Source organism: Comamonas koreensis (assembly GCF_021026195.1).
Lineage (GTDB): Bacteria > Pseudomonadota > Gammaproteobacteria > Burkholderiales > Burkholderiaceae_C > Comamonas > Comamonas koreensis.
Window position 1 is genome coordinate 1 of the sequence record NZ_JAJNCT010000018.1, and the last position, 12,081, is coordinate 12,081.

7 protein-coding genes are annotated in these 12,081 nt (G+C 54.1%); 4 read left to right on the forward strand and 3 right to left on the reverse strand.

The features are described from left to right. Positions 1 to 156: 156 nt before the first annotated feature. Positions 157 to 441, reverse strand: coding sequence for a helix-turn-helix domain-containing protein (locus LPW39_RS13965; protein ID WP_182344975.1), 285 nt, complete (start codon positions 439 to 441; stop codon positions 157 to 159). A 150-nt stretch (positions 442 to 591) separates the two neighbouring features. Here LPW39_RS13965 and LPW39_RS13970 point away from each other — a divergent pair, with 150 nt between their 5' ends. From LPW39_RS13970 to LPW39_RS23465, 4 genes are all read left to right on the forward strand, one after another. Continuing rightward, positions 592 to 912 (forward strand): hypothetical protein, encoded by a 321-nt coding sequence (locus LPW39_RS13970; RefSeq protein ID WP_230776058.1) that lies wholly within the window; start codon positions 592 to 594, stop codon positions 910 to 912. 737 nt (positions 913 to 1,649) lie between these two features. After that, the gene (locus LPW39_RS13975) at positions 1,650 to 6,152 is read left to right on the forward strand and encodes an esterase/lipase family protein (protein ID WP_230776060.1); all 4,503 of its coding nucleotides are present in this window, start codon (positions 1,650 to 1,652) and stop codon (positions 6,150 to 6,152) included. Then, a complete protein-coding gene (locus tag LPW39_RS13980; RefSeq protein WP_230776062.1) occupies positions 6,142 to 8,067 on the forward strand; it encodes a hypothetical protein in 1,926 nt (641 codons plus the stop codon). The genes LPW39_RS13975 and LPW39_RS13980 overlap by 11 nt, the downstream gene beginning before the upstream one ends. A 369-nt stretch (positions 8,068 to 8,436) precedes the next feature. Further along, positions 8,437 to 8,565, forward strand: a complete 129-nt coding sequence (locus LPW39_RS23465; protein ID WP_269075842.1) for a hypothetical protein — start codon at positions 8,437 to 8,439, stop codon at positions 8,563 to 8,565. Between the two features lie 12 nt (positions 8,566 to 8,577). Here the strand turns inward: LPW39_RS23465 and LPW39_RS13985 are convergent, their stop codons facing one another. After that, complete coding sequence (locus tag LPW39_RS13985; RefSeq protein WP_230776064.1) at positions 8,578 to 10,848, reverse strand: TonB-dependent receptor; 2,271 nt, start codon at positions 10,846 to 10,848, stop codon at positions 8,578 to 8,580. 185 nt (positions 10,849 to 11,033) lie between these two features. Then, positions 11,034 to 12,074, reverse strand: coding sequence for a siderophore ABC transporter substrate-binding protein (locus LPW39_RS13990; protein ID WP_230776068.1), 1,041 nt, complete (start codon positions 12,072 to 12,074; stop codon positions 11,034 to 11,036). Positions 12,075 to 12,081 lie beyond the last annotated feature (7 nt).

Below are 12,081 nucleotides of genomic sequence, written 5' to 3' on the forward strand. Positions count from 1 at the left end.
CCTTAGCCCGGTTCAATTCGAGGAGCGGCAACGTTTAAAGGGCTAGGCAAAGTGTCCGGGAAACTGGGGGAAGCCCACCGAGGCTATCCGACTTTCTCCACGCTCGCTCGCACACGCAGTTTTCCGCAACCCAAAGCTGCGTATTCTGCCCCCCTTTTAGCTTCGGCTTCTCGTCTTCTTGCTAGCTGCGAATAGGTTGCTATCCCGTCTTTCGAGGTATTCCGCAAGGACCTCCAACGGCGGAACACCAAGCGCTTCTGCGAATTCCACCAATTCCACAGCATCAATGCGCCGCTCGCCGCGTTCGCACTTGGACACAAACGTCTGCGTGTTGCCAAGCCGCTGCGCCAGCTCCACTTGCGACACGCCCATGCGCTTGCGCGTGGCAGTGAGAACGGAAAGTAAGAGCTGGTAGTTGGGATTGTGGGTGGAACGGTACATGGTGCATGGACATGAAACTGCGCCCAAGTTAAAGTCCGTTCTGGAATAGTCTGAAATGGACTATTTCTGTACGCAAACTGCCTTCTGAGTGCCTACAAGAACGCCACCCGAGAGTCCACATTTATGCATCAACCTGAAAGATTCATTGCCATGGAGCACGAGCACAAGCGCCTTGTCGTGACCGATGAAGCAGTTAATCCAACGCTGTTGGGTGAAGTACGTATCGAAGCCGCAGGGCTTGAACCCTCACGCGCTGGAGAAGATGAGCAGGACGATGCACGCTTGCACCAGCAGGCGCCGCGCCGGTTCAGGCCTATACAGCTATGGATCTGTTTGCTGTTCTTCGTTGAAGGAATGTTGGGACTGTTTGTCGTTGGCTGGCCGGCGCTGATTCTTTGCGTCCTCGGCACTTTATATGTGGCTTGGGCGGCTAAGCAGTCTGACGTTCGCGAGACTACAGATATCAAATGAGTTGATTCTTATTGCACTTGACGATAAAGACATGGTGCAAGTGATTCTGCGCATACCTATCCGCCCGAAGTATAAAAATCTTGCCAGATTCCATCGCCTTAACTTTGAAGTCCGTCATACCGCGTTTGATTTGGACTATGTCGGCATTGAGGACAAGTGACTCTAGTTTGCATCGGCATATCGTAGCTGCTCTAAAGCTTATGGTCGCCGCTCGCTCTGCAACTCATCAGCTACACCCACGGCCACTAAGCTGTGCGAGGCACTACCTGCGATGTTGTCGAACCTTGAGCGCCGCCGTCGCCATCATTAAGAGGTCCACCCACATCCGCTTGATGCCTAGACTTCTCAGTATGCTTCCCTGCTGTCCGTGATCTGGCCAGGCATCACCCCAGAACACCATTGCAACGAACATGATTTTTTGAGACCACTTGCATCATGATGGGGTTCGTTTGAATGATGCTGTTTGATACCGCGTTGCGGCCATGGGATGGATAGCCATGGCTCTGAAAGTTCACATTTGAATTTTCATTAAAGCTTTCCTCATGTGCTTATCGGAACTTCGCGTAGGATTGCAAAAAATTGTTTACAAGGGGCACACTCTGGCTGAACTCCAATCTACATTCGGCAACCATGCAGATGCCGAAACTCATGTCATTTTCGTGCATGGACTTTCAGGCGACATTCGAGCCACTTGGACATCCTGCACGTCTAACGCCCCAGTGCTGTGGCCAGCTTGGTTGTCGGAAGACATATCAGGACTTGGCATATGGCTGGTTGGCTATTCTGCTCCGAAGACCAACTGGGGAGGTATAGCGCTCACGCTGGCTGATCGGGCAGACAATGTACTTGCGCGCCTCCTTTTAGAACCACGCTTGGCAAAGGGGAACGTCGTGTTTGTCGCTCATAGCCTTGGCGGACTGCTGGTGGAGCAGATCCTCCGCAGCGCTGATCGTGACGCTAAAAGCGACAGGCGAGCAGAGGATTTTCTAGCACGTGTTAGACGGATTGCTTTCTTGGGCACGCCACATAGAGGTGCTTTGATAGCAAACTTAGCAACCTCACTTCGTGTGTTCTTTCTGCGTCCTTCAGCTGCTACCCGGGATCTTCTTTTAGGTAGTCCTCAACTGAAAGATCTCAACAGATGGTATCGGGCTAGGAGCCAAGCCATCGGCATTGAACACCTGGTGTTAGTCGAGGGACGCCCAGAACGCGTATTCGGACTTAACCTCCCTGAAACTATTGGAAAAGTCGTTTGGTCCGATAGCGCTGATCCCGGACTGCCCGAATTATCGATCACTGTCGATGAAAGTCATACGTCCATTTGCAAGCCCATCAACCGCGAAGCAGATGTGTACGTTCACCTGAAGGACTTTATAGCGCGCCCTTTTGTCATTCCGCGCGGGACGCGGATGGAAGAGGCAGTCGAAAATAACACCAGTCAACTCAAGCAACTCACGACACAGAGCCAAGAACAAACCCAGGCAATGGAGGCATTTAAGCGGACAGTGGAATGCAGAACACTTGTCCCTGCTATGGAAACTGCAGTCATCGATGCAGAAGTTAGTAATCAGGTTGAACACGTGCGCAAGTGTCGATTTTTTGCAGGGTTTGACACGATGGGCGAAGTGCGACGATTGGTCATCAGCTTAGATGGCGGTGCCCTCGCCATGGCCAGCAGCGCAGCAAAGAGTAATGCATTAGCGTGGTGCGCGAGGTGGTTGGCAACTAGCGATCCCGCCGAATCACGGTCGATATTACATCGCATTACAAGCCCAAACCAAGAACTAATGGCAATCGCGAGTGCATTATTAAATAACGGCGATGGTGCTCTCGCAGAGAGCTTAAGAGTGCTAACTCAAATCCCCACTCCCATGGGACTTGGCGCCGCCTACATCTGCGTCCAGAAGGCTAAGGGTTTTGAAGAGGCCGAAGATTGGCTCCAGCAAACTGGCTTGACTAACGTCGATTTAGACAGTGATGCTAAGTTCTTCCATCTTGGATCTGCTCTGGAATTTGGGGCATGGGATAAAGCAGCTCAAATTGCGAACACCCTGACCTCGGCAGACTTTGATCGATCGCCAGCGATTCTCAGGCTCGCAGCAGATGCTCACCTTGCGCAAGCGATTCCCGATGAACTTCGAATGCTAGTGCATCAATACATTCCCAGCAATGCTTCTAACATTCCGCTGCGGGGTGATCAATCAAGCCTTCGCAACAGAAGAATTGCAGTGGGCCTATACGATCAACTAGCTTCAGCTGCCTTTGCTCTCGGCATGCCCATGCAGGCTGGGGATGCAAGTGACCGAGCCCTATGGCTTCGGCTTAGGGATTCCGAACATGTAGCAACTGCTCGAAGTGAGTTGACTGCTAGCTTGAAAGATCCGGCAGTCCTTCTTCGACGCCTAAATCTTGCTATTCAATTTGGGGTAGAAATCGATCTACTTCAAGTCGAGAAAGAGGTGAATCGCCAGACGGCCCTCAGTGGTGGCACTTCACCTATTGCCGCAGTCGCTCGCTTCTCGCTCGCTCTATCGCAAAGTAGCCACGCTGCTGCCGCCGAATATGTCGATAAACATCGCGTGCAATTAATAGAGCACCTCGACTGGAAAGGTGTATATTTTTTTGAAATAGAGGTTCTCGCGAAATCAGGCCGTGTAGCACAAGCAGAAAAATTATTTCAGGAGGCGATAGCCAAAGGAATTTTACCCAACGAAAAAGATCGCTTGCACCGATTACTGGAAGAGGTCGCAGGCAATGACCCTATTAGCGGCCGACTTGCAACGTACGAAAAAAGTCAATCGATTGTGGATCTGCGTTTATTGGTCGATGCTTATGAAGGTGCCATGGACTGGGCAATGACCGCAAAATACGGAAAAATCTTGTTGGCACTGACTGGCGATCTTTCCGACGCATATCGATATATGGTTGCACTATACCACCTAGAGCAATTAGATGAAGTATTAGCTGTTTTCGATGAGTATACAGACCTAGTAAACCAATATAATCAAGCTAGCTTACTACGTGCCAAAACGCTTTTTGAGCGCGGAAACATAAATGAAGCGCGTTTTGAATTAAATGTCTTCAGACAAAGTCATGACTCACCGAGCGCCCGACAATTGCATGTAAGCATGACAATTGCATCTGGAGACTGGGATTCACTACAAGGTTTTGTCGAAAACGAGTGGAACAACCGCATGGATCGGATGCCGAAGGAGCTGCTCCGAGCAGGAAATATTGCTCATCTCATTGGCGCCACCCGAGGAAAAGACCTCGTACGTAATGCGGCTCAGAGGTCCGAGGATGATGCGTCTACGCTTGTGGGTTGCTATCAAGCAGCAGTCTCCGCTGGCTGGGAGGAGGGCCGCGAAGCTTCTCAATGGCTAGCACGGGCAACTGCACTTTCAGAGCTGAAGGACGATGGGCTCATCCAAAAGCTTTCGCTTGAAGATATTGTGGAGAGAAAGCCTGCGTGGGACAAACAGACAGGAAATGCTGTAGAGCTACTCACCAAAGGAGATATCCCTCAATTCACGTTTGGTCAAGTCGTGAATCGCTCGCTTCTCACTCTTTTCTTATCACCAGCACTTAGCAATTTGGATGAACCAGACGTTCGCCGAAGACCAATAGTTCATGCGTTTAGTGGTGCACGGTCATTCTCAGCACTGAATCCCAAGGTGATAGCGATGGACCCAACAGCACTAATATCGGCGGAATTATTAGGAGTTTTCGAAATATACATTTCGACATTTGAAAAAATCATAATTCCGCACAACACGCTTGGCTGGCTGTTAGAAGAGAAGGCTCAGATACTATTTCACCAGCCTAGCCGAGTTGCTGCAGCCAGAGAAATTCTGCAAATGATTTCAAATCAACACTTGCACGTTTTCGAAGGCTCTTCATATGCCTCCGAGAGTCTTAGTCGTGAAGTTGGCGAATCACTGGCATCACTGCTAACTGAAGTCTCGTCTCCTGCCCATTGTGACAATAAGCAGCGGCTGGTCGTTCGTGGTGGCCCCATACACAAAGTTAGTACGTTTATGAAAGAGGAGGCCGATCTTGGTGCATTTGCCCCCTACCTTTGCAGCGCAGCAGATGTAGTCAACAAGCTCTCTAACAAAGGCGTTCTTACTGCCAAGGAGGCTAGTGAGGCTCACGAAGATTTAAAGTTGCGAGAGCTATCTTGGCCATCAACGCCTGAGATTGCGGACGGAGCCATTCTGTACCTAGACGACGTAACAGTCTCTCACCTGGGTTTCCTAAGACTTCTTCATAAGCTACATCGAGCTGACCTAACAGTAATTTTACCCAAAAGCGAAATTGAAGAAGCACATGCATTGATAAAGCATGATGCGCACAGCGCAATGATGGTAAAGACTGTAGATGGACTGCGGACCAAACTGAAATTTGCCCTAGAAACTGGCAAGGTTTGCCTTGGAAGAGAAAATCGAATTGATGATGAATATGGGCCAAAACGCCCTCTTGCTCATCCATCAGTGGCTATGCTGAGACTAATTGACGATACTGAAGCAGGAGTTGTTGATGACCGATTCTTAAACCAACATCCTTCTATTTCCACAGAAAGCTCAACCAAGCCATTGCTCACAACGGTGGATTTACTCGATTCGTTACATCGACAAGGTGTAATTTCTGCAGAAAATTTATTAGAAGCGAGGACTGCGCTACGACGCGCAAACTATGCGCTTACGCCGCTCAGTCAAGAAGAACTTTCCAAGATCATTTCCAACGCACCTATTATTAATGGAGATCTTGTCGAAACAGCCGAGCTGCGGATAATTCGAGAAAGTGTTCAGCGTATTCGCATGAGCAACTTACTGCAGGTCCCCAAGGAACTCCCCTGGCTGGATAATTTAATTAATGTTTTGTTTCTGGTTATAAAAGAGCAATGGACTGAAAATCTGGATGAAACTATTGCATGTGCACGGTCGGACTGGCTTTTAAAACTGAGTGACGTTCGAGGATGGACACATCGTGTCGATGAAGGAGTTCAGCAGCTCGAAAATAGGTACATGAGCTGGCTTTCACGGCTAATGATGATTACGGTTACCCAGTCGTCGCCAGTGAAAGAAGCCTACTGGCGCTGGTTTGGATCCCGCATTCTCAATCCAATGATCGAAGAAGATAAAAAGGCATATGCACTTCTTCTCGATCGTGCCAAAAATATTTTCTTACACGTTGTTGGTTCGTCCGCATCGAATTTGGAGGCTCAGAGTGAATCGTGAGATCATTGACGGGCTGCTTGGTCAAGCAGCACTTGGCCTATTCCATCCAGATATTCAACGTTCTTTATTGGAAGATCAAGACTTCATTCGAAATTCAAAAATCTCAACATCAACGATCCTATCTCTAGGGCAAGATGGTCCACGCTATAATCGAAGTAAGTTCTTCGATGGCATTCGGAAAGCCATCCGAGAACCCGGTGGAGCCATACCAGTAGAGGACCAGGGTGGGCTTGTTTGGCAACTGATCGCCGAGCATCGAGAAGATAGGTTTACTTTTTCACTGGGATCCAAAGAAAGGGGCCCATTTCCTTTGACAGACCACTCTGCACTAGCAGAAGATTTATCCATCAGAACCAACTGGCTCGAAAGAATAGCAGCAGATATACTCTTGGATAGCGCAAGCAGAAAAAACTGGCTATATCGCATGAGAAACTCGCCAATTACTGACGATGACTTCGTAGAATTAATGAGAGACATCGATCTAACACCAGTTAATTTCCTTGAAGATCTTCAAGAGAGGTTAAAACAATCCGATATTACTTGGTCAACCCTAGTACCACTTGAGAGTCGATATTATGAACGTCTTATTGGACTGTCTGAGGGAAGTGCAACTGCCTCTGAATATATCGAGACCGGAGCAAAATTTCGGATAGCCGAGTTGTTACTGGTTAACAATCTGTCGGGGTTAAGCTTCGCACTATTAATGTGCTCAGCAGGGGGAATTTCTAAATCTATAAAACTAAATCAAGTGGATCGAGATGAATTAGTAAAATTCTATAGATGGCTGACCGAATATGGAGATCCACTATCGCAAGTGGGGGCAGTTGAAATTGCACTCTCTCACTTAGACATCTTGCCAGAGCTTGCTCCCTTTGTGGAACAGATAGTTTCAGGACTACTTTCCGAAGATCCTGAAAATGACGGTAGCATACTTGTTCTTTTATCCACTTTGGTTATTGCGGTAACTTCAGAGCTTGCAAAAAATCGAATTCTTGGTGATATCCCACCCTTCTATCTTAGACAAGCGGCAATCGCACATGCCTCGCTTTTGGTTCGTGCAATCAAAGAATCTCGTATAGATATAGCGAGTTTTACGCGTTGGGCTAGGATTTTGGATGGCAACGAGATTTACCTACTACGGGGGCTTATAGATCTTCGCAGGGAACCTCGATGGCTACCAGAGTTCATTGGCACCAATCAACTTAGATTTGAGTTTATAGGTCGTTTCTCGAATGCCGCCATTCAAAATGAAGGCCAAATCAAACAAAATACTTTACAAAAGCTCCTTCTAGGCGAAAAATCAAAGCTCGCACAGGCTTTCCGCTGGCCGTACCCGAATTTCCCAGGTCCGATGGAAGGCTCCGCCGCATTAGGGCCAATCTTTCCTAACGACGCACTGCGCGAGGTAGAAACAGCACTTGAATCAACTCGCCTAGAAGCGAACGCATTTGCCGTATTGATAAATGGTGCACTTCTATTCAATATGCGGGAAGACATGGCCTGTCTAGCAGCAGCGGCATTGCGGCGTGTAGGATTTTCACTTGAAGGCACCGAAAACACAGACGATAATTTCAGACTCATAGGTGGACTAGCAGTTCTTGCGGCGGTGACACGCTGTGGCGACCTTGCCGAGGCAGTCCGCGTACTTGCACGAGGCATGCGCCGACGTAGGCAGCTCACAGGTGGCCTAGACAAGGAACTGAGGATTGCTCTGGTCACTGCCGCTTCGTTCGAAGAGCCTGAAGCATGGTCACGGTTTGCAGGTGAGTGGCTCACTGAAGTCTCGTTCGAGACAAGCGACAAGATGGCGGCTAAAGCCCTTTTGCATAGGTTGCGACAGTTGGTGAAATTAGAGCCTATCCTCGCAAAGCACTGCGCGACAGCTGATGCGGCGCTCGACGCTTTCGTACACTAATCCCAGTAACCCAATCCCCCACAACCCCAAAGCTTATTTGCGAATGATTCTCAATTGAGCGTATACTGCACCCATGGCGTAGCAATTGCGGCTACTCCAAGGTTCATCGTGGGGCGACTTACCGGAACTGTCCGGAAGTCGTTTTTGCCAGCCAATGGTTCACACTAGCCACGCATTTTTTGCGATGAACACGGACTCTGATAGCGCCATTGCAGCGCAGCGATCCAGTCTCTGACAGCGCCTTGCCCTCTGCCCTGCCACTTGTTGGCAAGCAAGTACCACCAGGCCTTCTGTCCACCCTCCCCTGATCTCTCTCTATCTGCACACATGCCCAGGGCATGTTTTTTTGCGTCTGCACAGTGCATCGCTTTGACTGCATCTGAGCGCATCAGTCCGCCCCAACTCAACAAAAAAGCCCAGATCACCCCTGCCAACGGCAGCAGCAACCTGGGCCTGAACACCACACCCACCGCAGCGGCAAGCGCTGCAGCGGGCTAGTTACTAACTCAATTAAAAATCCACCGACGCCGACAGCGCAAACGTACGCGGCGCGCCCAGCGCCAGGCTGGACAGCTGGGGCATGCCCCAGTACGCCTTGTTGGTGGCATTCAGAACAGACGCTCGCAAGGTAACAGGCTTGTCGGCCACCTTGGTGCTGTAGCGGGCGCCCAGGTCATAGGTGGTGCGGCCGGCGGCCCAGAGGCTGTTGTCGGCGCTGATGTACTGGCGGGATACGGCGGTGGCATTGGCGTTGAGCGCCAGGCCTTGCACGCCGGGAACATCCCACTCTGCACCCAGCTTGCCCTGCCACTTGGGGGTGCCGGTGGCGAGCTTGCCTTGGTTGACGCCGCCAGCGGTTTGCGTCAGCTTCGGCGCGGTGTAGGCCACGCCGCCCATCAGGCGCAGGCCGCGCATGGCGTTGCCGAAGAAGCTCCACTCAATGCCACGGTTGCGCTGCTCGCCACCGAACGAGTAGACGTTGGTGACGGGGTCGGTGTAGCTGCTGGGCCGGGTGATCTCAAACAGGCTGACGGTGTGGGCGAAGTCGCCCAGATCGAGCTTGAGGCCCATTTCCTTTTGCTTGCTCTTGTAGGGGGCAAACACCTCGCCGGCGTTGGCGGCGGTCATGGGTGCGGTGGCGCCCTGGCTCAGGCCTTCGATGTAGTTGGCGTAGAGCGAGAGGTTGTCGCTGGCCTTGACCAGCAGCGCAGCGGCGGGCGAGGTGGCACTTTCGTCATAGCGCGAGGTGCGCGCGCCGGTGTTGATGTCATAGCTGTCGCTGACCACCTGCTGACGGCGCACACCCAGGGTCAGCTGCACGCGGTCTTGCGCCATCGACAAGGTATCGGCGATGCCATAGCTGGCCAGGCGCACCTCGGTGTGCATGATGTGGGGCCGCACAATGTCGGCCACCGGGCCCCACACGGGGTTGTAGAGGTTGGTGGTCCAGTCGGCACCGGGCACGCTGCGGCGGCCGTAGTCGTTTTGCTTGTGCGCGTAGTGCGTGGCATTGATGGCCCATTGGTGGCCCACGGCGCCGGTCTGGGTGCGGCCCTTGATGCCGACCTCGCCCGACTGCTTCTTCACATCAAATGCCAGCTGGCCCATGGTGGTGCGGAAGTCGCCTGCGGTGTTCAGCACCAGGGCCGACATCGCCCCGTTGTACTGGTAGTCGGTCTTGCTCATGCCAAAGGCGGCATAGGCCATGACCTGGTCGTTCAGATCGTACTCGCCGCGCAGGATGGCGGCCTTGTCCTTGGTGCGCACGGTGGACCAATCGGGGTTCAGCAAGGTATCGCCCTTGGGCACCTTGGGGATGGGCAGGCCGGGCGACAGGCTGATGCCCCGGTTGACGCCGTTGACCCGGTCGTCACTGGCGTAGAAGTCGGCCGACAGGCGGGCGCGGTCGCCACGCCAATCCAGCGCCAGCGATGCGAGCTGCACCTTCTTTTGTTGGTCCTGGATGGAGCCATCGCCATCGCGGTAGACGCCATTGAAGCGCACGCCCAGTTGCTGGCGGTCGCCAAAGCGGCGGCCCATGTCCAGGTGGCCGCCAAACTGCGAATCGGACATGTAGGTGGTGGTAAAGCGGGTCAGCGGATCGTTGCCGGCGCGCTTGGGCACCAGGTTGACGGCACCGCCCACCGAGCCGCCCGGCGGCATGCCGTTGAGCAGCGCCGATGGGCCCTTGAGCACTTCGATGCGCTCAAACATCTCGGGCGAGGTGCGGTAGTACGGCGCCATGCCGTAGAGGCCACCAAAGGTCATGTCGGTGGAGCTCGACGAGAAGCCCCGGATCGAATAGTTCTCGGCCCATGCGCCCGATACGCCGTTGCTGAACACGGTCGGGTCGGTCGCGGCAATCACGTCGGTGATGTTCTGCGCCTGGCGGTCTTCGATGTACTTCTCGGTGTAGCCGATGGTGCTGAACGGCGTTTCCATGAAGTCCTTGTCGCCCAGCAGGCCCACGCGGCCGCCGGTGGTGACCTGGCCGCCGGCGTAGGGCGCAGCGACCTGGGCGGCTTTTTCTTGCACCGTGATGGGTGCCAGCGTGATGGCGTTGTCTGCCGCTGCTGCCGGCTCTGCCGCGCTGCTGGTTTGTGCGTTGGCCAGCGGCGCTGCGACCAGCATGGCGCCAATCGTCAGGCCCAGCAGCACTTGGGGGCTGATGGGGTTGAGCGCGCTGCGGCGCAGTGCAAACGGGGCCGCATGCTGGGCGGCGGGCCGTGCGCTGCGCAGGGCGCTGGCAGCACGGTGCTGGGGGTGAAGGCGTTCTGGCATGCCTGGTTCCTTAGATGTGATGACTACAGAAAAGCAAGGGTGGCGCGCTGGCGGGCGCCGGTGCTTGGCGCGCGGCGGTGCCCAGCGCAATGCGCCTGGAGGTTTTTTGGCTGGGTCGGAACCTGGCTACAACGGGAGGGGAAAAGGAATCTGGACGGGGTGGCTGGCTGAAGGCTGGCTAGCGGTCAGCCCGGGTAGCCGCGCAGCACGTCGTCAATCAGCAGGCTGAGCGAGGTGGGGCTGGCGCCGGTGGTGTACCAGGCGTCGGCATCGACAAAGACAACGCGGCCGCTCTTCCAGGCCTTGGTCTCGCGCAGCAAGGGGTTGGCCAGCTGGTCGGCGGTCATCACAGCGTGGCGCTCCATCACGGCGGTGCGGTCCACCACATAGAGGATGTCGGGGTTGGCCTGCTGGATGAACTCGCTGGAGATGGGCTGGCCATGCAGGCTGCCCTCGGCATCGGTGCTGGCAGGCTTGACGCCCAGATCGCTGAACACAAAGCCGTAGCGCGACTGCGGGCCGAAGGAGCTGAAGGCGCCGTTGTTGTGCAGCACGATCAAGGCCTTGTCGGTGCTGCCCTCGATGCGCTGGCGGGCTTGCGCCAGCTTGGCATCCAATGCGGCCACCTTTTGTGCGGCCAGCGCCTCTTTGTCAAAGATGCGGCCCAGGGTCAGCAGATGCTCTTTGACGACCGCGATATGCCGGGCATGGCTGTCCTTGAAATCCACATCCAGGTGGAGGGTGGGCGCGATCTCGCTCAGCGCCTGGTAGTGGTTGGCCTGCAAGGGGGTGATCAGGATCAGGTCGGGCTTGAGCGCATGCACGCGCTCCAGGTTGGGCTGCACGATGGCGCCCAGGTCTTGCACGGCCTCATCGGCTTTGTACTTAGCCAGAAAGTGCGGCACATAGTCCTTGACCATGCCGGCAATCGGCACACCGAGCTGGTCCAGGAAATCAGCCTCGTTCATCTCCAGTGCAGCCACCCTCTGCGGGGTGCGTGGGATGACGGTGCTGCCCAGCTGGTGCTGCACGGTGATGGGCGCGGCGGCCGGCGGGCTGCTGGCTGTGGCGCTGGCAGATGGCGCATCGGCGGCCGAACTGGATGCGCGGTCGCAGCCGCTCAGGGCCAAGGCGATGGTGACAGCGGCGGCTGCGGCGATGGCCGTAGACAGGGGCCGCAGAAAGTTGCGGGCGCAGGTGCGAGTGCGGTTGCGGTTGCGTTGCATGGCAAAG

Excerpts from the sequence above, each read along its gene's own strand:
- LPW39_RS13965 (WP_182344975.1), bottom strand. The coding sequence starts at position 441 with ATGTACCGTTCCACCCACAATCCCAACTACCAGCTCTTACTTTCCGTT.
- LPW39_RS13970 (WP_230776058.1), top strand. The coding sequence starts at position 592 with ATGGAGCACGAGCACAAGCGCCTTGTCGTGACCGATGAAGCAGTTAAT.
- LPW39_RS13985 (WP_230776064.1), bottom strand. The coding sequence starts at position 10,848 with ATGCCAGAACGCCTTCACCCCCAGCACCGTGCTGCCAGCGCCCTGCGC.
- LPW39_RS13990 (WP_230776068.1), bottom strand. The coding sequence starts at position 12,074 with ATGCAACGCAACCGCAACCGCACTCGCACCTGCGCCCGCAACTTTCTG.